At 66.6% G+C, this 20497-nt stretch carries 18 protein-coding genes; 11 read left to right on the forward strand and 7 right to left on the reverse strand.

Annotated elements, in window-relative coordinates; genetic code table 11:
• Positions 1 to 123: 123 nt before the first annotated feature.
• Positions 124 to 1329 carry an NAD(P)/FAD-dependent oxidoreductase gene (locus tag HWX87_RS19600; RefSeq protein WP_176048650.1) on the forward strand — a complete coding sequence of 402 codons (1206 nt, stop codon included), beginning with the start codon at positions 124 to 126 and terminating at the stop codon, positions 1327 to 1329.
• 73 nt (positions 1330 to 1402) lie between these two features.
• Here HWX87_RS19600 and HWX87_RS19605 read toward each other — a convergent pair whose 3' ends face one another.
• Positions 1403 to 1924, reverse strand: coding sequence for an Rrf2 family transcriptional regulator (locus tag HWX87_RS19605; RefSeq protein WP_176048651.1), 522 nt, complete (start codon positions 1922 to 1924; stop codon positions 1403 to 1405).
• A gap of 183 nt (positions 1925 to 2107) precedes the next feature.
• On the opposite strand from HWX87_RS19605, the gene HWX87_RS19610 reads away from it, so the two are divergent.
• A complete protein-coding gene (locus tag HWX87_RS19610; RefSeq protein ID WP_176048652.1) occupies positions 2108 to 2947 on the forward strand; it encodes an AraC family transcriptional regulator in 840 nt (279 codons plus the stop codon).
• Between the two features lie 70 nt (positions 2948 to 3017).
• Here HWX87_RS19610 and HWX87_RS19615 read toward each other — a convergent pair whose 3' ends face one another.
• The 3 genes from HWX87_RS19615 to HWX87_RS19625 all read right to left on the reverse strand — a co-directional run bounded on the left by HWX87_RS19615 (position 3018) and on the right by HWX87_RS19625 (position 8186).
• Entirely contained in the window at positions 3018 to 6323 is a 3306-nt protein-coding gene (locus HWX87_RS19615) for an autotransporter outer membrane beta-barrel domain-containing protein (RefSeq protein WP_176048653.1), read from the reverse strand.
• Positions 6324 to 6415: 92 nt separating this feature from the next.
• Positions 6416 to 6721: a hypothetical protein gene (locus HWX87_RS19620; RefSeq protein WP_176048541.1), complete on the reverse strand. Its 306-nt coding sequence runs from the start codon at positions 6719 to 6721 to the stop codon at positions 6416 to 6418.
• A 100-nt stretch (positions 6722 to 6821) separates the two neighbouring features.
• Positions 6822 to 8186, reverse strand: a complete 1365-nt coding sequence (locus HWX87_RS19625) for a M23 family metallopeptidase (protein ID WP_176048654.1) — start codon at positions 8184 to 8186, stop codon at positions 6822 to 6824.
• Between the two features lie 332 nt (positions 8187 to 8518).
• Between HWX87_RS19625 and HWX87_RS19630 the strand changes: the two genes are divergently transcribed.
• The 4 genes from HWX87_RS19630 to HWX87_RS19645 all read left to right on the forward strand — a co-directional run bounded on the left by HWX87_RS19630 (position 8519) and on the right by HWX87_RS19645 (position 12069).
• Entirely contained in the window at positions 8519 to 9388 is an 870-nt protein-coding gene (locus HWX87_RS19630; protein WP_176048655.1) for a mechanosensitive ion channel family protein, read from the forward strand.
• Between the two features lie 593 nt (positions 9389 to 9981).
• Positions 9982 to 10638: a sigma-70 family RNA polymerase sigma factor gene (locus HWX87_RS19635; protein ID WP_176048656.1), complete on the forward strand. Its 657-nt coding sequence runs from the start codon at positions 9982 to 9984 to the stop codon at positions 10636 to 10638.
• Complete coding sequence (locus HWX87_RS19640) at positions 10635 to 11357, forward strand: anti-sigma factor (RefSeq protein WP_176048657.1); 723 nt, start codon at positions 10635 to 10637, stop codon at positions 11355 to 11357. Before HWX87_RS19635 ends, HWX87_RS19640 begins: the two co-directional genes overlap by 4 nt.
• Before the next feature lie 127 nt (positions 11358 to 11484).
• A complete protein-coding gene (locus HWX87_RS19645; RefSeq protein ID WP_176048658.1) occupies positions 11485 to 12069 on the forward strand; it encodes a fasciclin domain-containing protein in 585 nt (194 codons plus the stop codon).
• 105 nt (positions 12070 to 12174) lie between these two features.
• Here HWX87_RS19645 and HWX87_RS19650 read toward each other — a convergent pair whose 3' ends face one another.
• Together HWX87_RS19650 and HWX87_RS19655 are read right to left on the reverse strand one after the other, a co-directional pair.
• Positions 12175 to 13317: a branched-chain amino acid ABC transporter substrate-binding protein gene (locus HWX87_RS19650; protein WP_176048659.1), complete on the reverse strand. Its 1143-nt coding sequence runs from the start codon at positions 13315 to 13317 to the stop codon at positions 12175 to 12177.
• Positions 13318 to 13387: 70 nt separating this feature from the next.
• Positions 13388 to 14425 (reverse strand): histone deacetylase family protein, encoded by a 1038-nt coding sequence (locus tag HWX87_RS19655; protein WP_176048660.1) that lies wholly within the window; start codon positions 14423 to 14425, stop codon positions 13388 to 13390.
• A gap of 129 nt (positions 14426 to 14554) precedes the next feature.
• Between HWX87_RS19655 and HWX87_RS19660 the strand changes: the two genes are divergently transcribed.
• The 5 genes from HWX87_RS19660 (at position 14555) to dbpA (ending at position 19457) form a co-directional block, all read left to right on the forward strand.
• Complete coding sequence (locus HWX87_RS19660; RefSeq protein ID WP_078041221.1) at positions 14555 to 15043, forward strand: Lrp/AsnC family transcriptional regulator; 489 nt, start codon at positions 14555 to 14557, stop codon at positions 15041 to 15043.
• A gap of 85 nt (positions 15044 to 15128) precedes the next feature.
• The gene (locus HWX87_RS19665; RefSeq protein ID WP_176048661.1) at positions 15129 to 15416 is read left to right on the forward strand and encodes a hypothetical protein; all 288 of its coding nucleotides are present in this window, start codon (positions 15129 to 15131) and stop codon (positions 15414 to 15416) included.
• Positions 15417 to 15938: 522 nt separating this feature from the next.
• A complete protein-coding gene (mqo, locus tag HWX87_RS19670) occupies positions 15939 to 17600 on the forward strand; it encodes a malate dehydrogenase (quinone) (RefSeq protein ID WP_176048662.1) in 1662 nt (553 codons plus the stop codon).
• Between the two features lie 265 nt (positions 17601 to 17865).
• Positions 17866 to 18063: a hypothetical protein gene (locus HWX87_RS19675; protein WP_048243036.1), complete on the forward strand. Its 198-nt coding sequence runs from the start codon at positions 17866 to 17868 to the stop codon at positions 18061 to 18063.
• Complete coding sequence (gene dbpA, locus HWX87_RS19680) at positions 18060 to 19457, forward strand: ATP-dependent RNA helicase DbpA (RefSeq protein WP_176048663.1); 1398 nt, start codon at positions 18060 to 18062, stop codon at positions 19455 to 19457. The genes HWX87_RS19675 and dbpA overlap by 4 nt, the downstream gene beginning before the upstream one ends.
• A gap of 46 nt (positions 19458 to 19503) precedes the next feature.
• On the opposite strand, the gene HWX87_RS19685 is transcribed toward dbpA, so the two are convergent.
• Positions 19504 to 20328, reverse strand: a complete 825-nt coding sequence (locus HWX87_RS19685) for a PhnD/SsuA/transferrin family substrate-binding protein (protein ID WP_176048664.1) — start codon at positions 20326 to 20328, stop codon at positions 19504 to 19506.
• Positions 20329 to 20497 lie beyond the last annotated feature (169 nt).

The following is a 20497-nucleotide window of genomic DNA, read 5'->3' on the forward strand; positions in this document are numbered from 1 at the left end:
CCCGAACACAGGACTTGCGCTCCATAACTACGACTCATAGAATCGTAGTTATGGAGCGCATCGATGCGGGAGGCAACGTCGGTGTTCTACCGACCTCGTGCATCAATCAACCGGAGTGGAACAGTGGCACAGCGAATTCTTGTTATCGGGGCCGGCTTTGCCGGCATGTGGAGCGCATTGAGCGCGGCACGTCTGCTCGACCTGCACGGTCGAACCGACGTCGAGATCACCGTGGTGGCGCCCGACGCGCATCTGCACGTTCGTCCGCGCCTTTACGAAGAAGGCCCGGCCAATTTCCGCGCACCGCTCGGCGAGATCTTCGACGCGGTCGGCGTGACGTTCGTCCAGGGCACGGTCGAGCGCATCGACGTCGCGCGCCGGGCCGTCGACGTGCCAGGTACAGACGGTCAGGCGTCGACGCTCGACTACGACCGCCTCGTACTGGCCACCGGCAGCCGCCTGTTCCGCCCGGCGATTCCGGGCCTCGCCGAGCACGCGTTCAGCGTCGACCAGACCGACGAAGCCGTCGAACTCGAAGCGCACCTTCGCGACCTCGCGCGGCAGCCGGCGTCCGTCGCACGCAATACGGTCGTCGTCGCGGGTGGCGGATTCACGGGCATCGAGACCGCTGCGGAAATGCCGGCCCGCCTGCGCGCCGCGCTGGGCGGGCACACGGACGTGCGGGTCGTGATCGTCGAGCGCAACGACGCGATCGGCCCCGATCTGGGCGCAGGCCCGCGCCCCGTCATCGAGGAAGCGCTGCGCACGCTCGGCGTGACGTGGAAGCTCGGTTCCGGCGTCGCGTCGGTCGACGCGGGCGGCATCACGACGGCCGACGGCGAGCGGATCGAATCGAGCACCGTGATCTGGACGGCCGGCCTGCGCGCGAGCACGCTGACCGGACAGATTCCGGGCCGCCGCGATGCGACGGGCCGCCTGCATGTCGACCGCAATCTCGCGGTCGACGGCGTGCCGGGCGTCTACGCGACGGGCGACGTCGCCTATGCGGCAACCGACGATGCAGGCAACCACACGATGATGTCGTGTCAGCACGCGATGAACCTGGGCCGTTCGGCCGGGCACAACGTGGCGGCCGATCTGTTGGGTCTCGAACAGATTCCGTACAGCCAGCCGAAGTACGTGACGTGCCTCGATCTCGGCCCGTGGGGCGCGGTGTATACGGAGGGGTGGGATCGCGAAGTGAAACTGACGGGGGCTGAAGCAAAGAAGCTGAAGCACCAGATCAATTCGGTGTGGATCTATCCGCCGCGCGCGGATCGTGCGGAAGCGCTGACGGCCGCGGATCCGCTGCGGATCGTCGTGGCCTGAGCGGCGCACGTGCGCCGATGATGCGCGCGGTGCGGTGAACGCACCGCGCGTTGTCGTTGCATGCGAACGCGAATCAGCGCTCGCCGCCGCGGCTCGCTGCGCGATCGGCAAACCAGCCGACCACCTTCGGGCCGTAACTGGCCGGCGCTTTCGACCACGCACGCTCGGCGAGATCGGCGAGCGACTGCTTCTTCAGTTCCTCGCGCATTGCCTGTTCCGCCGCCTGCATCACCGCATGAATCGAACAGGTGCCGCGCGTGGCCCATGCGGGTGCGTCACCCTCGAATACCGCGCACTGGCTGCGCACCTCGCGGCAGTCGAACAGCCGCTTGTCGCCGTCGATCGCTTCGACGACATCCTGCACGGAGATGTCACGCGGCGGTTTCGCCAGCGTGAACCCGCCGCGAATGCCTTCGCTGGACACGACAATACCGGCCTTCGCGAGACGCGTGAACAGCTTCGCCGCGTAATCGACGGACACGCCCTGCATCTCGGCCAGATCGCGCACGCTAGCATCGCGCACGCCCGTGGAAGTGTCGGCAAGGTAGAGCAGGCAATGCAGGCCATACTCGACGCCGGTGCTGATGAACGACATGCTATTACGACTCGGGGTATCGGAGTTGCGAGCGTAGCGCAGGTCGGCGGCAAAGTCACTCGTGGCGCCATACGATACATCCGTTCCTTTTTTCTCGACGAAGCCCGCTTGCACGCGCAAGAACGATCAAATGCGCCGGCCACCGATACCATATAGTCCGCCCGACACCCTCATTGGCACGCCATGAACCCGGTAGGAAAAGCACTCTGGTTGATCGAAACCGAACTGGACAGGGAACTGACGCTCGACAGGATTTCCGCCGGTTGCGACATGTCGCGCTTCGGCTTCTCGCGCCTGTTCTCGATGAATACCGGCTGGCCGGTGATGCGCTATGTCCGGTCGCGGCGGCTGACGCGCGCGGCACAGACACTGGCGCAAGGCGCGCCCGACATCCTGCACGTGGCGCTCGATGCCGGCTATGGCTCCCATGAGGCGTTCACGCGCGCCTTCCGCGATCTCTTCGGCATGACACCCGAGGACGTGCGGGCACGGCGCACTCTCGACGGGTTGTCTCTGGTGGAGCCGCTTCGCATGAAAGAACTGAAGATCATCGACGTGATGCCGTCACGCTTCGAAACCGCCGGCAAGCGGTTGATTGCCGGCATGAGCGACCGCTATACGTTTGAAACCAACGAAGGGATTCCTGCGCTCTGGCAAGCGTTCATCCCATACATCGGTACCCTTCCCGGCCAGGTCGGCGACGTGACGTACGGCGTATGCTGCAACCCCGATGCGGACGGCAGCTTCGAATACATCGCGGGCGTGGAAATCACGAGCCGCGACCGGCTGCCCGCGCCGTTTCGCTGGGTCGAACTGGCGCCGCAGCGGTACGCGGTCTTCGAACACGCCGGGCATATCTCGACGTTGCACCAGACCTTCTACAGCATCTGGAACGGCTGGCTGCCGACGTCGGGATTCAAGGCGGTGGACGCGCCCGAGTTCGAGCGCTACAGCGGCGACTACGATCCGGTAACGGGCGCCGGCGTGCTGGAAATCTGGTTGCCTGTCGAACCGGCTGCGTGAGAGGCGTGCGCGGACCGGCCGCGACGATGTGCGCCGCGGCCGGCCGATCAACGCATCCTTGCCCTTTCAATCACCACGCCCACCGCACGCCCGCATTCCCGGTGATCGTGCGCTGGTGCTTGCCGCCGAGATTCGTCAGGTAACTGACCGTCGCATACACGCTGCCGCGCTTCGTCAGCTGCGCGACGAGCCCCGCGCCAATCTGCCCGGCCGTCTGCCCGACCTGCGTGCCGATCGTCGTCGCGCCGCCGAACGTCGTCTTGTCGTCGCTGCCGAACGAGCGCAGCACGTTCACGCGCAGGTACGGCTTCCAGCTCACGCCGTTCGAATCGAACGCATATTGCAGGCGAGCGCCGATCCGGCCGAGGAACGTGTTGCCGTTGTTCCACGTGACATCCGACACGCCGTCGTTGAACTTGTCCAGCGACAGGTACTGCCACACCAGTTGCGCCTGCGGCTCCAGCGTCAGCCCGTAACCGAGCGCGATCGGGAAGCCCGCTTCGACCGAACCGGTGAACGCGTTGCCGTTCGTCGAGCCGCTCACGTTGTCGCTCGAATGCGTGCGCACCGTGAGTGCACTGCCCATCACGACCGCATCCGTGTACCAGCCGCCCGGGCCGATGTGGGTCCAGTAGCCGCCAAGGTTGTACGCATTGACCTGCAGCGTGCCGACGCCCATGTCCTGCTGCGCGAGTGCAAAGCCGCTCACGTCGCCGACTGCGCGCGAGAAGCCGAGGAAGAAACCGTAGTGGTTGCGATGGCCGCTGGCGGTGGTATCGGCGTAGAGATCCTGGCCGACCTGCATCCCCCATACCGTACCGTCGAACGACGGCGTCACGTCGCCCTTTTGCTTGATGTTGCTCTTGCCGCCCCATACGCGTGCCCACGATGCGGGTACCGATCCGTTCTCGGCCAGCAAGCCCTGTTCGCCCTGCCGGTCATGGAACGTGTCGATCTGCAGCAGGCCGAGCTGGCGCGCGACAGCCGGCGCTTCCGCGTACAGCGGCACTTCGGGGCGGTAGATCGGTTCCGGGTTGCCGCCGGCGCCTGCATTGTCGACGGCTTCGACGATCGATCCCGGCGTGCCTTCGGCCGCCGTGACCGGCGGTTCGGTCGGCGGTGTCGGCTGGCCGGGATCGACCACAGGCGGCTGCGGTTTAGGCGGCACCGTGTTGCGCAGGTACCAGTTGTCGCCGGTGCCGTTCGCCACGCCGCCCTTCGCGAGGAAATACGAATACGCGCCCGCGCTCACCGTGCCGCCCGACAGCGAGAACGAGCCCGCGCCAGACGTCCCGCCACTGTTCAGCTGCACGACCTGGATGCCGTCGCCCGTTGTCTGCGCGCCGGGGCCGCCAACGTTCGTCACCTTCAGCATCGACGAGCCGTTGACACCGCCTGCGCCGACAATCAGCCGATCCGATGCCGCGCCGTCCCCGGCCAGATAGGTATTCAGCGCAATCGTCCCGTTCTGGCCGGTGTAGCCGGCACCGACGATCGTCAGCGTGTTGCCAATGCCGGCGCCACCCAGTTGCAAGAGCCCCGCGTTCGTCAGCTGCCCCTTGATCTCCAGGTTGCCGTTGCGGCCGCTCGCGAGGCCGGTCAATGCGTTCGCGACGGCAACCGTGCCATAGTTCACTACATCGCCCGCCACGCTGCCGTAACCGCCGAATGTCGCACCGGGCTCGATCCGCACCATGCCGCCACCGATCATCGTGGCAGGTCCACCCAGTCCATCGCCAAGCACCAGCGTTCCAGCCTTGACGTCGGTGAATTCCGAGACGTTGCTCGGACCGTTCAGCGTCAACGTGCCGCTGCCCAGTTTCGTCAGGGAGCCATTACCTGTGAGGTTCTGCGTCAGTGTCGTGTTAAAGCCCTGCGTATCGATCGTGCCGGTGCCCCCGGGCGTGATCGACACCACACGGCTCGACGCCAGGTTGAACGAGCTACCGAGCTGCAATGTGCCACCGTTGAACGTCAAGCTGCCTGACGCCGCGCCGAGCGCGTTGTCCGCGGCGACCGACAGCGTGCCCTGCCTGATCGTCGTGCCGCCCGAGTACGTGTTGCCGCCGGCAGAAGAAGGCGTGACCGTCAACGTGCCCGCGCCGGTTTTCTCCACCGCGCCCGAACCGCTGATCGTGCCCGTGTACGTACCCGCGCTGTCCTGCTGGAAGCGCACGAGCCCGTTGTCGGTGACGGACAGCGGCAGGTTCGACGCATTCGCCTGCAGCGTCGCACCCGCGTTGACCGTGGCGACGACCGACGCCGTCGTCGTGCCGAGCGTGCCGGTGAGGTTCAACGTGCCGCTCTGCACGAGCGCGGTCGAGAACGTGCCGGTGCCGGCCCACGTCCAGTCGGTGCCGGCCATCGTCAGGCTCTGGAAGTTCGTGAACGCGTTCGACGCCGTGCCCGTGCCCTGCAGCGTCACCGTGTTCGCGCCCGCGCCGCCGTTCGCGGTGCCGACGATCTGCGAGCCCGTCTGCAGGATCAGCGTCACGTTGCCGTTGCCGCCCTGGATCGCGGTACCGCCGCCGCCCTGGATCAGCCCGGCGTTGGTGATCGTGGTCGCGCCATTGGTCGAGCGCACGCCGATCCCGCTGTTGCTGACGATCTTGCCGCCGGCCTGGTTCGTGATCGTCGCGGTGAACGAGCTGCCGAGCGTGTTCGACACGACCGCGTCGACGCTGCCACCGCTCGTCGCAGTGCCGGTCGTCTGGATCGTGCCGCTGTTGACCAGCGTGTCGTTGTTGCCCTGCATGTAGACGGCCGGCGCATCGCGGCCGTTCGACGTCAGCGTGCCGCTGTTGGTGATCGTGCCGTTGCCGCCGAGCAGCGACGCGGCGCGCGCATTGTTGCCGGAAGTCGTTACGGTGCCGGTATTGACGATCTGGTTGCCCGACGCGCCGGGGTTGCTCTGCCCCCACGCAGCCGTCATCCCGTAGGAATTGTTGCCGGTAGTCGTGATCGAGCCGTTGTTGACGAGCGTGTTGTTGTTGCCGTTCGCGGCCATCCCGTCGTTGTATTGGCCCGTCGTCGAAATCACGCCGGTCGCACCGTTGGTGAGCGTGTTGCCGCTGTTCACGCCGAGCAGCACCGCACCGCGGTTCGCGACGCCCGTGCCGTTGCCGGACATCGACAGGTTGCCGTTGTTGGTAATTGCGCTCGACGTATCGACGGAGAACGGGGTCGGTGTGGACGTCAGCACATAGCTGCCCGTGACGGTCGAATCGAGATTGATCGTCACATTGGTGCTGCCGGCCGCGGCCACGACCGACGGCGCATTCGCGCCGGAACACGTGACCGTCGTTCCGCTGCCCGGCGCAGTGGCCGAGCATGCCGCATAGGCGCCCACCGGCATCGCGCCGGTGAGGATCGCCATCCCACCCAAACCCAGGTTCCGCGTCTTTCTTTTCATCGTTCCGCTCGCTTTTATTGGTGACGTTATTGCAGCAAACCGGTGCGTGAAACGGGTTATATCACCTGCCTTGAAATAATCGCAAGATCCGATGGCGTGATATCGGCAATCACGCTTTGATTAATTTCGGAGCGGGAAATAAAGAAGACGGAATTGCCGCTGTGCAGCATACGAAGGCGTGGTGGGCACCACAGCCGGATCAAACGGATTGCCGGTTGAAATTGCCGGCTTTGCTCAGCGCGTCGAAGGGGATCGCGCCGCATTCCGAAGCAACCGGAAAATTTGACGTAATTCGATGAATGATTGGCGGCGCACTTGCCGCGCGCCATTCCGTAATGTTGCTTCGCACGAAGACCTGTCATTCAAACGCACGCGCATTCCGATTAGCAACGCCGCTGCGACAGGCAACGTGTGTGCTCGATAACGCAATGCCGGCCGTGAAAACCGGCGCCCGGCTAACCATCAACCCGCATGCGACGCCGAAGTCTTCGATATCGCGACCGGTTGCGCCCACGTAGCCGAAGCGAGTTGCGTGCGCGCATCCCGCGCCACGCGGTTGAACACGACACGCTGCTCGCCCTTCAGCTTCGCCGCCTTGGCCGTCTGCACCAGCGCGATGGGATCGACGAGGCGAGCATGCCTGCGCACCTCGAAGTGCAGATGCGGGCCGGTCGCCGTCCCGGTACTGCCGACCGCACCGACTCGCTGGCCGCGCACGACCCGCATGCCGGTCCGCAGCGTCGGCTCGAACGCCGACAGGTGCGCGTAGTACGACGCATAGCCACCGTCATGGCGAATCACCACGTACTTGCCATAGCCGCGCGGCTCGGTGCCGATGAACGTCACGACGCCGCGCTCCGATGCATGAACCGCGCGGCCTGCCGGCGCCGCAAGATCGACGCCCGAATGCACGTGACGCGCGCCGCTCACCGGATGCACGCGCGTGCCGAACGGCGAGCTGATCCGCTTCGCGGCAACCGGCATCGCAAACCGGGCGCCGGCGAGCGGCATGCCGTCGAGGTCGTAGTAAGCGCCCGGCGAGCCCGCTTGCGGCGCAAACCACACGCCCGTCACGTGCTGCCCGCGAAAGCGGATGTCGAGCGCCGTCACGCGCACGCGGCCCGGCCGCGTCGCGCTGCCGTCCGGTTCGAATGCGACGCGGAAGGTGTCGCCGGTCTCGCCGCGCAGCTTCGGATCGATGCGTCCTGCGAGCATGCGGACAATCTGCGCGGCAACGCCGGCCGGCAGTTCGGCACGTGCCAGCGACGTGTGCAAGCTGCCGGCGATCGTGCCGGCGCGCGTGCCGCGATCCGGCTCGGCCAGCGTGAACGGTTCGGCCGATGCCAGATCGACCGCGCCCCGTTCGAACGCCGGTTGCGTGACCATCGCGGGCAATGCCGACGCCAGCCCGTAGTCGAACCGCGACGCGTAGCCGCGTTCGACCGCGTCACGCGCCGCCTCGCACAGCACGCGGTAGGCAACGCATGCGCCGAAGCGAGCGACCGGATCATCGCGACCGGTGTTCGTCGACATGTTCGACGCATGCAATGGATACGCGATATCAAGCGGCGCTGCCGTCGACGCGCGCAAGCCGCCCCACGTCGTCCGCGTGGAACTGAAAAAGGGCACGTCGACAAGGTCGGTCGTTACCGGCGCGAGGGGCGCGGCGTCGTGACCGGCCTGCGCGGCCGCACCGTGAACGCCGGCCACGCAGGCCGTCGCGATGACGCCGCGCAACAGCACGCGACGCATCGGGAAACACGACGCGCCGCGTCGGGCGGGTTGACCTTGTTCGCGTGCGAGACGGAAACGCTGGTCGAACCGCATGACGTCGTCACTCGCTATCAATGAAAAATCGGGAAGAAACCGGGTATCGCGGCGGAACTTGCATCGCAATCCGGCAACCCGAAAGCGAGTGTATCGGCGTCCCTGAAACGGCTAAATAGGACGAATCTTATTTTCCGGAACCTTCGCTTAGTACTAGAACGAAATCCGGATCGCGCCGTCCGACGGCATGCCGCTCCGCCCCCATGCATGCACTCGTGCGAACCATCGCATGACGTTTTCAGTCGAAGGCTGCCTGCGCGCGAACCCGTGCCGGCCCGAACGCGGCCGGATCCTCGCGTATCGCGCAACTTGTCACCCAACCGGAATCCCGCATGTTTCTCGATCAACTTCATCCGGAACGCTGGACGTTCCTGTGGAACGCGCTGTCCACCCTTTCCATCAAGCTGTGCGCCGGCCTGGCGCTGCTCGTCGCCGGCTGGTGGCTGTCCAAACGCATCGGCAACTGGCTGAACCGGCTGCTCTCGAACAAGGAGCGCGTCGACGACACGCTGCGGCCGATTCTCTGCGACGTCGCCGTGTGGGGCATCCGGATCGTCGCGATCGTCGGCGCGCTGTCGCAGCTCGGCATCGAAACCGCGAGCATCGTCGCGGTGCTCGGTGCGGCCGGCCTCGCGATCGGGCTCGCGCTGCAAGGCACGATGCAGAACATCGCGGCCGGCATCATGCTCCTGCTGTTGCGGCCGTTCAAGGTCGGCGACTACATCGACGGCGGCACGGGTGTCGCGGGCACCGTCGACGAGGTCGGGCTGTTCATGACGCGGCTCACGAAGCCGGACGGCATTTGCGAATACGTGCCGAACAGCGCGCTGTGGGGCAGCTCGATCCGCAACTACACGCGCAATCCGACGCGCCGCCTCGATCTCGAAGTGGAAGTGTCGGTGCACGACGATATCGATCGCGCGCTCGATGCGCTGCGTGCGCTGGCCATCGCCGATCCCGACGTGCTGCAGGATCCCGCGCCGGACGTGATGGTGATGCGCTTCGACGACAGCACGGTGGTGGCGAACATGCGCGTATGGACGCACACCGACAAATTCTGGGCGATGCGCTGGCGCCTTGCGCGCCAGGTGCGCCAGACGCTCGCCGACGCGAACTGCGCGCTGCCGATCCGCACGCGCGAGCTGCATATCGTGCACGATGCGGAGTCGCAACGTAGCGGCACGCGCGCGCATACCTCGTAAGACGTCCGGGCGTGGCGCCGCACATCACGCGCTGCGCGCCCGGAAACGATAACCGGCCGGCAGCGGCAACGCCCGCCATCTGTTCCGGATCGCGGGCGCTCACAAGCTGCATCACGTATTCCTCGCCGACATCGATCCGGATGCGATCGCGCGTCCCGCGCAGGAGATCGCGCATTGCGCGTGGATCGACCGTGAATCGCTCGGGTCGCTGCATTGCAGCCAGCCGACGCCGCGCATCGTCGAGCTCGCGTTCGACTGGCTGCGGCAGCCCCGCCTCGTGCCTGGGGTAGTCGGCCACGACGTGTTCACCGATATCGCGGCCTGAGGTCCGCGCCTGCGGTCGGCACGCGATACCGGTTCGCTGCGATGCGGAAACGAGTCGACCGACGTGGCTGCAATCTGAACGGGCCGTGCCCCCACGCGCCCGCACTAAATGGCCCGCGCCCACGGCGCACCGCCAATCGAGCGGCCAGCCCGCATGTTTTTTTCGCGACTCGTGCATCCAGATACACGCCCGGCACGTAAATGCCGAATCGGCAGGCCCGGAGATCGTGGCCGCGTGCCCGCCCCGACGCGAAAGGGATCAGGATACGATGGCTCACGCATCAGATATCACCCCGGATTCTTCAGACAACCGACTTGGGGACACCGTGCACACGAGAGGCAACCCTGCGTTCGACGGCAGTCGGCCGATCGGCGAATCCGAGCGCCGTCGCCGCGAGGAGCTCAACCAGTTCCTTCTCGACGTCGCCGCCGGCGATGAGGATGCGTTCGGCATCCTTTACCGCCGGACCTCCGCGAAGCTGTTCGGCGTATGCCTGACGATCCTGCGAGATCGCGGTGAAGCCGAGGAGGTGCTGCAGGACGTCTACGTCACGGTATGGCGCCGGGCGGCGACGTTCGATCCGGCGCTGGCCAGCGCGATCACCTGGCTCGGGGCCATCGCGCGCAACCGGGCGATCGACCGGCTGCGGCGCCATCGCGAAGTCCCGGTCGACGAGTCGACGATGGAAGAGACCGCCGACGAGCAGCCGTCGCCCGCCGCGGTCGCCGAGCACAGCGAGGCGAGGCGCCGGCTGGAGCACTGTCTGGAAAACCTGCCGGCCGCACAGGGTAGCGTCGTGCGCGAAGCGTTCTTCGCGGGGGCGACCTATGCGGAACTGGCCGAACGCCTGCGCGTGCCGCTCGGCACCCTGAAAAGCTGGATTCGGCGCAGTTTGATCCAACTCAAGGCATGCCTCGAACGATGAATACCCCACTCTCCAGCCCGAACGACATCCGTTGCGCCGAATACGTGCTGGGCGTACTCGACGGTGCGGAGCGCAGGCGAATCGAGCAGGCGATGCAACTCGATCCGCAACTGGCCGCGAGCGTCCTGCGCTGGCAAAACCACCTGATGCCGCTGAACGACGACATCGTCGCGATCGAGCCCGAGCAGCACGTGTGGAAACGCATCCAGTCCGACCTGGGACTCGGGCTCGCCACGCCGTCCCGGCCGCGCATCAGCTTCTGGAACAACCTGAGCGGGTGGCGCTGGATCGGCATCGGTTCGAGCGTCGCGGCGCTAGCGCTCGCCGTGCTGGCCGTTCTGCCCGTCCGCGAGCAGACTGCCCCCGGGCCTGGCCAGGACGCGTACAAGGTGGCAAGCCTCGTGCGGGACGGCGGCGGCGCCGGCTGGACCGTGACCGTCGACGTCGAGCGTGCGCGCATGGTGATCGTGCCGGCGAGCGATACGACAGTCGCGGCCGATCGCTCGACGGAACTGTGGCTGATTACGCCCGATGGCCGGCCCGCGTCCCTCGGCCTGATCGCCGCCGACCGGCCGACCGTCGTGCCGTTGCCACGCGCGGCGCTCGTGTCGCTGAACGCTCGCGCGGTACTCGCCGTGTCGCTGGAACCGCATGGCGGTTCGCCGACCGGGCAGCCGACCGGGCCGGTGCTGGCAAAGGGCGCCGTCGCCGGCGCATGAGCGGGTCTGCCGGGCGAGCCGCCGTCGCGGCTCGAAGTATCTCTGTCACGGATGCATCCGCCGCCCCGTTCCACGCGTATCTCCGTTTGCTTCCAGCCGGAAGCATCGATCTTTCGGGAGAACGCAAATGGAATTCCGCAACAAGTCGAGCTTGGCCGCCACGCTGCTTGCCCTCGCGATCGCGCTAGGCGCCACCACGCCTGCCGCGATGGCAGGTTCGATGTCCGGCGACAAAACCGTGGAGGTCGGCGGCGCCGCCATGTATCCGTCGAAGAACATCATCGAGAATGCGGTGAATTCGAATGATCACACGACGCTGGTCGCGGCCGTGAAGGCCGGCGGGCTCGTCGATACGCTGTCGGGCAAGGGGCCGTTCACGGTCTTCGCGCCGACCAACGAGGCATTCGCCGCGCTGCCGTCCGGCACGGTGCAAACCTTGCTGAAGCCGGAGAACAAGGCAACGCTGGTCAAGGTACTGACCTATCACGTCGTCCCCGGACGCATCACCGCGCACGATCTGGCGATGGCGGTCGACCAGGGCGGCGGCAAGGCGACGCTGAAGACGGTCGAGGGCGATCCGCTGATGGTCAGCAAGGACGCAAGGGGCTGGGCCATCACCGACGACAAGGGAAATGTCGCGCACGTGACGATCGGCGACGTCATGCAATCCAATGGCGTCATTCACGTGGTCGACACCGTGCTGTTGCCCTGACGCCGGGCGATCAACCGGGAACGGCACGCGACGCGACGTGATTCCGTCTCGCGCCTGCCGTACCGTTCCCGATGCGGGCCGCCCGCGTGCGCCGCGCCACGTCGGTCACATCTTGACGATATCCAGCAGCGCCTTCTTCCCGCTCTTGTACGTGAACACCGAGATCGCGCCGTGCTTCAGGTCGCCCTGCGGCGTGAAGCTCGTTTCGCCGATCACGCCGCGATAGTCGGTGGCCGGCATCGCCGCCAGCACCTTCGCCGGATCCGTCGAGTTCGCGCGCTTCATCGCGTCGACGATGATGTACACCGCGTCGTACGAGAACGGCGCATACACCTGCATCGGCTGGTGGTAGCGCGCTTCATAGCGCTTCGCGAATGCCGCGCCGCCCGGCATCTTCTCGAGCGCGATGCCGGCCTCGGAGCACACGACATTGTCCGACGCCGGGCCCGCGAGCTTCGGCAGGTCGGTCGAGCACACGCCGTCGCCCGCGAGGATCTTCGCGCGCATGCCGAGCTGGCGCGCCTGCTTCGCGAGCGGGCCGCCCGTCGCATCCATCCCGCCGTACATGATCGCGTCCGGGTTCTCGCCCTTGATCTTCGTGAGGATCGCGCGGAAATCGATCGCCTTGTCGTTGGTCGCGTCGCGCGACACGACCTTCATCCCGGCCGATTTCGCGGCCTTCTCGAACTCGGTCGCAAGGCCCTGCCCGTACGCGGTCGAATCGTCGACCACGGCGACCGTCTTGATGCCCATGTTCTTCGCCGCGTACATCGCGAGCGCCGGCCCCTGCTGCGCATCGGTCGCAACGACGCGATAGGTCGTCTTGAAGCCCTGCTGCGTGTACGTCGGGTTGGTCGCAGCCTGCGATATCTGCACGACGCCGCCGTCGCGATACACGCGCGACGCCGGAATCGACGTGCCCGAGTTGTGATGGCCGACGACGCCGACGACCTTGTCGTCGACGAGCCGCTGCGCGACCTGCGTCGCGGTGCGCGGATCGCCCGCGTCGTCCTGCGCGTCGAGCTGAAGCGTGACTTTCTTGCCGCCGATCGTCAGCCCCTTCGCGTTTATTTCTTCAACCGCGAGGCGCGCGCCGTTCTCGCTGTCCTTGCCGAGGTGCGCGATCGCGCCGGTCAGCGGCGCGACGTGGCCGATGCGCACGACCTCGTCAGCGTGCGCCGGCAATGCGGACAGCACACAGGTCAGTGCGGCCGCGGTGGCAAGTGTCGTCTTCCGATATCGATTCATGGTTGTCTCCTTCCTTGTCGCGCTTCGTTCGTGTCCGGATACGTCGTTCGTTGAAGGTCATGCGACGCGCTTATGCGCGCCCTTCGAAACCCAGTAATACGTTCACCGCGTTGATGCCGATCTCGTCGACCATGTAGCCGCCTTCCATCACGAACAGCGTCGGCAGGTTCAGGCGCGCGAGCGATTCGCCGATCCGCAGGTAGTCGGGCGAACGCAGCTTGAAATGGCTGATGGGGTCGTGCTCGAACGTGTCGACACCGAGCGACACGACGAGCAGGTCGGGCGCGTGCTTCGCGATCGCGGCCGTGGCCTGGCCGAGCGCCGCCGAGTAGGAGTCCCACTGCGTGCCCTTCGGCAGCGGCAGGTTCAGGTTGAAACCTTCGCCGGCCCCCGCGCCGCGTTCGTCCGCATAGCCGGAGAAGTACGGATACGACACCGCCGGCTCGCCGTGCAGCGACGCGAACAGCACGTCCGGCCGCTCGTAGAAGATGTCCTGCGTGCCGTTGCCGTGGTGGAAATCGACGTCGAGCACCGCGACGCGAGCGGCGCCGCTTGCAATGCCGTGCTGCGCCGCGATCGCCGCGTTGTTCAGGTAGCAGTAGCCGCCCATGTACTCGCGGCCCGCGTGATGGCCGGGCGGGCGGCACAGCGCGAACGCCGCGCGCGCACCGCCGCCCGACAGCAGGTCGGCGCCCGTAAGCGCCGAGTTCGCGCTCGCGCTTACCGCGTCCCACGTGCCCGCGTTGATCGGCGCGCCGGCATCCATCGCGAAGAAGCCGAGCTTGCCGTCGATGAAGTCGGGCAGCGTCGCCGAAGCCGGCATCGCGCGCACCGGCCACACGAGCGGCAGCGCCTGGCAGGTGCGGCCGGTCGCCGTCCATTCGTCCCACGCGCCGGCGAGGAAGTCGACGTAGCGCCGGCTGTGCGCGCCAGCGTAGCTCGCGCGGTCGAACACGCGCGGCGCGATCACGTCGCCAAGGCCGGCCGCGCGGACCTGCGCCAGCACCGTTTCGGCACGAAGGGGGTTTTCGAACGACTCGGTGATCGCGCCGTCCTTCAGTTCGACGCCGCGATGCAGGTGGTGATCGCTGCTGTAGACCGTGAGCATGGTTGACCGTTGCAGGGATGACTAGGGGAAAGGGGTGGCAACAGTTTATTGACGCCAGCCGGCAATAACTTTGCTTTCCACCTCTTCGTTTCGTACAATTTTGAGAAATCTGTCTACAGGACACCGGATATGAGCAAAAATCGCGCTTCAGTTGAGCTGGACGGTGTCGACCGCGCGATGCTCCGCCTGCTGCAGGAAGACGGCGCGCTGTCGAATGCGACGCTCGGCGAGAAGCTGTCGCTGAGCGTCACGCCGTGCTGGCGCCGCCGCAAGCGGCTCGAGGACGAACGCGTGATCACCGGCTACCAGGCGAATCTCGACCGGCGCGCGCTCGGCATGAACGTGTTCGCGTTCGTGCAGGTCACGTTCAACATGCATTCGGACCAGGACTCGGATCACTTCGAGGAGGTGATGCGGCGTCACGACGAGGTCACGTCGTGCCACAAGATCACCGGCGCGGCCGACTACATCCTGCAGGTCGTCGCGGCCGATCTCGATGCGTATGCGGAATTCGTCGAGCGCGTGCTGAGAAAGCAGGCCGGCGTGTCGTCGATCCAGTCGAGCCTCGCGTTGCGCGAGGTGAAGTTCTCGTCGCGCGTGCCGGTGCCGGACGCGTGATCGTTCCTGAGTGCCTGAGTGCCTGAGTTCATGCGCCCGCGCACGGGCATCCGCTGTCGTTCGTCATCCCATGGAGCGCTACCCGATGAAACCTTACCTTCCCTCCGCGTCGTTGGCCGCCGCGATCGCTTGCGCATTCGCGTTGAGCGCCTGTGCGGCGCAATCGTCCGCACCGGCCGACACCTCCGCACAAGCGGCCCCGCCGATGGTCGGCGGCGATCGCGACGCACACGGCTGCATCGGCTCGGCCGGCTACGCATGGTGCGAGCGCACGCAGCAATGCGAGCGTCCGTGGGAACTCGCGAAAGCGCATGGCTTCGCGAATTCGGCGCAGGTCTACGAGCAGTTTTGCCGAAACGGCGGCGCGAAGTGAAGTGAGGTGATGTGAACGGGTCGCGGTGCAACGCCGCGACTCCATGAAGGACCGGCGCTGTACGCGGCGTGCCCGCCGCCCACGTTTCGCGGCGCCGACTCCCGCCAGTTTTCCCGCGCCGCGCACCGCCATTCCGGAAACCCGGACACACAAAAAACCCCACGAAAACAGGGACATTCGGCGTCTGCGACACGTTGTCCGAGTTCGGTTATATTACGCGCCCCTTGCCACCCCGCCCCCGCAAAAACGCGTCGCGCGCGGCTCCTTTCCACACAGCCTGAAGCGCTTTCCGCCGAGGCTTGCCACAAGGGCCCGGGCGCGTTGCGCACCCTCGCGACGCAGGCGCTTGCCTGCCCGCGGGAAGCCGATCCGAAGGTGTCCTTCCGAACGGCTTCGCGTGCGCAAATGCAACGGCGCACAGCGCCGATCCGGAATTCCGGATTCGCGGTCCGGATCTCCGGATCCGCGTTTCGGCGCAATGGAAACGCACGCCGGGCGGCTTGGCAAACCGATGCATCCAAGTTGAAAAAGGGATCTGCTGTGATCAAAACGTTACGGGTAATACTGTCGGCGCTCGCGCTGTGCGTCGCGACATCGTCCGCGCACGCCGCCGATACGAAGAAGGTCGACGTCCTGCTGGTGGGCGGCGGCATCATGAGCTCGACGCTCGGCGTCTGGCTGCACGAACTCCAGCCCGACTGGTCGATGACGATGGTCGAACGCCTCGACGGCGTCGCGCTGGAAAGCTCGAACGGCTGGAACAACGCCGGCACCGGCCACTCGGCGCTCGCCGAACTGAACTACACGCCGGAGAAGGCGGACGGCAAGATCGACATCTCGAAGGCGATCGAGATCAACGAGTCGTTCCAGATCTCGCGCCAGTTCTGGGCATGGCAGGTCAAGCAGGGCGTGCTGAAGAACCCGCGCTCGTTCATCAACTCGACGCCGCACATGAGCTTCGTGTGGGGCGACGACAACGTCCGCTTCCTGAAGAAGCGCTACGAAGCGCTGCAGGCGAGCCCGCTGTTCCGCGGGATGCAGTATTCGGAAGACTACGACCAGATCAAGCAGTGGGTGCCGCTGATGATGGAAGGCCGCGACCGCAACCAGAAGGTCGCGGCGACGTGGACGCCGATCGGCACCGACGTGAACTTCGGCGAGATCACGCGCCAGTTCGTCGGCTACCTGAAGACGCAGCCGAACTTCACGCTGTCGCTGTCGAGCGAAGTGCGCGAGATCACGCGCAATGCCGACGGCACGTGGCACGTGTCGTGGGTCAAGCTGCACTCGGATGAACCGCCGCAATCCGTCGACGCGAAGTTCGTGTTCATCGGCGCGGGCGGCGGTGCGCTGCACCTGCTGCAGGCGTCGGGCATCCCCGAAGCGAAGGACTACGGCGCGTTCCCGGTCGGCGGCTCGTTCCTCGTGACCGACAACCCCGACGTCGTGAAGCAGCACCTCGCGAAGGCGTACGGCAAGGCGTCGGTCGGCTCGCCGCCGATGTCGGTGCCGCACCTCGACACGCGGATCATCGACGGCAAGAAGATCATCCTGTTCGGGCCGTTCGCGACCTTCTCGACCAAGTTCCTGAAGAACGGTTCGTACTTCGACCTCGCCAAGAGCACCAACCTGCACAACGTCGCGCCGATGATGCGCGTGGGCGTCGACGAATTCCCGCTGGTTCAGTACCTCGCGGGCCAGTTGATGCTGTCCGACGACGACCGTTTCAACGCGCTGAAGGAATACTTCCCGGACGCGAAGAAGGAAGACTGGCGCCTGTGGCAGGCCGGCCAGCGCGTGCAGATCATCAAGCGCGACCCGGTCAAGGGCGGCGTGCTGAAGCTCGGCACCGAGATCGTCAGCTCGCAGGACGGCAGCATCGCGGGCCTGCTCGGCGCATCGCCGGGCGCGTCGACGGCGGCGCCGATCATGCTGAACCTGATGAAGAAGGTGTTCAAGGACAAGGTCGCGACGCCCGAGTGGCAGCAGAAGATCCGCCAGATCGTGCCGAGCTACGGCACGAAGCTGAACGACAGCCCGGCGAAGGTCGTCGAGGAATGGACCTACACGAGCGACGTGCTGCAACTGTCGCCGCCGCCGAAGATCGACGTCAGCGTGCCGTCGCAGCCGACCGGCAACGCGCCGGCCCGCCCGGCGAAGGCATCGGCCGACATGGCGCTGTAAGCATCGCAGCAACTGCGCCGCACGGCACGGCCGCCCTCCGGGGCGGCCGTTTTTCTTGGTGCGCACCGGTCGGATATGCCGTGCCGCTCGCCCGCATCCGCTAGAATTGCGGCACGCGCGACCCTGTCGCCGCCCGATCCATCATCCGCATCGACGCCATCCAAGCGACGGCCGGTGCGGCCCGCGCCCGAGCCGCGCGAGCGCCGCCCGCCGTTGCCGCGCCCGCCCGGGCGCGCCATCAACCGAATTCAGCTGGAGAAAGACCGTGTTTACCTGCCGAAACCAGAGCTGCGGCACGCAGTGGGAAACGTCCGACGTCGTCATCAAGGACGAGGGCCAGGGGCTGCTGTTCCGCTGCCCGCTGTGCGGCGCGCGCAACTATCTCGAACGCTTCGAGGGCGACGACGGCACCGTCGTCTACGAACAGATGGAAGGCAAGCCTTACCTCGGAGACCTCGAATGACGCAACCGACCGCCACGCCCTTCAGCGCGCTGCCGCTGACACCCGCCGCGCTCGCGAACCTCGCGCAGCTCGGCTATGTCGACATGACGCCGATCCAGGCCGCGAGCCTGCCGATCGCGCTGGCTGGCCAGGACCTGATCGCGCAGGCGAAGACGGGCAGCGGCAAGACCGCCGCGTTCTCGCTCGCGCTGCTGGCGCGCCTCGACACGCGCAGCTTCGACGTGCAGGCGATGATCCTGTGCCCGACGCGCGAGCTTGCCGACCAGGTCGCGCAGGAAGTGCGCCGCCTCGCGCGTGCCGAGGAGAACGTGAAGGTGCTGACGCTGTGCGGCGGCACGCCGATGCGCCCGCAGGCGCAGAGCCTCGAACACGGCGCGCACATCGTCGTCGGCACGCCGGGCCGCATCATGGATCACCTCGACCGCGGCAACCTGAAGCTCGACGCGCTGAGCACGCTGGTGCTCGACGAAGCCGACCGGATGCTCGACATGGGCTTCTTCGACGACATCGCGAAGGTCGCGCGGATGTGCCCGACGACGCGCCAGACGCTGCTGTTCTCCGCGACCTATCCGGACGGCATCGCGAAGCTGAGCCAGCAGTTCCTGCGCAACCCGAAGGAAATCAAGCTCCAGGAACGCCATGACGACAGCAAGATCCGCCAGCGCTTCTATGAAGTGACCGAGAACGAGCGGCTGCACGCGGTCGGCCAGTTGCTGAACCACTTCCGGCCGGTGAGCACGATCGCGTTCTGCAACACGAAGCAGCAGTGCCGCGACCTGCTCGACGTGCTGCACGCGCAGGGCTTCCACGCGCTCGCGCTGCACGGCGAGCTGGACCAGCGCGAACGCGACCAGGTACTGATCCAGTTCGCGAACCGCAGCTGCTCGGTGCTGGTGGCGACCGACGTCGCCGCGCGCGGGCTCGACATCGCGCAGCTCGAAGCCGTGATCAACGTCGACGTGACGCCTGACCCCGAAGTACACGTGCACCGCATCGGCCGCACCGGACGCGCGGATCAGGACGGCTGGGCGCTGAGCCTCGCGAGCATGGACGAGATGGGCCGCGTCGGCGGGATCGAACAGGCGCAGAAGCGCGAAGTCGAATGGCATCCGCTCGCCGAGCTGACGCCGGCCGGCAACGACACGCTGCTGCCGCCGATGGAAACGCTGCAGATCCTCGGCGGGCGCAAGGACAAGATCCGCCCGGGCGACGTGCTCGGCGCACTGACCGGCGACGCCGGGTTCGACGGCAAGCAGATCGGCAAGATCAACGTGACCGAGTTCTCGACCTATGTCGCGATCGAGCGCGGCGTCGCGCACGACGCGCTGCGCAAGCTCAATGCAGGGAAGATCAAGGGCAAGCGGGTCAAGGTCCGGTTGATGGACGAGGAGTAACGGAACGCGGCGCGAACGGCCGCACCGTTGCGCGCCGCCCCTTGCATCACGCCAGCTCGGGATACCCGTGCGCGGCCGCGTCCTGCGCGAACCGTGCAATCGTGTCGTAGTCGGCCGGTAGCAGCCGTTCGAATCCCTTCAGCCTCAGCACGCGCGCTCGTTCCGCATCGGCGGCCGCCGCGCGATCGAGCGCGTCCTGCAACGCGCCGACCTGTGTCTCCGGCAGCGCGCGCGATGCGATGAACGGCAATCCCGGCGCGGAAGCCGTCGCACCGATGATCCGGATGTCCTTCAGCAGATCGGGCAACGCGTCGCGGATATAAGCAAACGTCACGCAGTCGATCGACGCACAATCGGCTTCGCCCGACGCGAGCGCACGCAGCACGTTCACGTGCGAGCCGAACGGCGTGACCGATCCGAAGAAACGCCCGCCGTGCGCATGCGGCGCGACCGCGTGCCGGAATGCGTTCATCCCGCTGTGTGAATCCTCGCCGTTGAATGCGGCCCGCAGCCCGCGACAGGTGGCGAGCGTCGTCGCGCCGCCCGCATGCACGCGGGCCGACACGACCAGCACGCTGCTGTAGCGCGCCCCGTCGCAACCGTCCGCGTCGAAAGCGGGCGTCGCGATCAAACGCACGGCGTCGCGCACGCCGAGCATCCGGTACGGGTAGCCGCAGGTCTGCGACAGCAGCAGATCGTCGCGCCGCCACAGCGCATGCAGGTCGTCGAACGGCGCGTCGGGCAGCGCGACGCCGGCAGGGCCACCCGCCTTCGCGAACGCATCGAGCGCATCGCGCAACAGCGCGCGCCACAGGGCGGCGTGGCGCGGCGTCACGTTGTACATCGGCAGTACTGCGATCGATGGGTTCATCCGGGCATTCTACGCACGGGCGGCGGTCCCGATGCTTATCGGCCGCACATCGATAAGCAAATACGAATCGATTGGTTGGCCGTGCTGCGCCCGCCGGGTACCGTTTGAGGGCCTGCCGGCGCCGCCATCGTGCGCGATGCCGGGCAGGCCGACCGTGATCCGCGAGACA

Origin of the sequence: Burkholderia sp. BCC1644 (genome assembly GCF_902833225.1) — a bacterium.
In the GTDB taxonomy this organism is placed as follows: Bacteria; Pseudomonadota; Gammaproteobacteria; order Burkholderiales; family Burkholderiaceae; genus Burkholderia.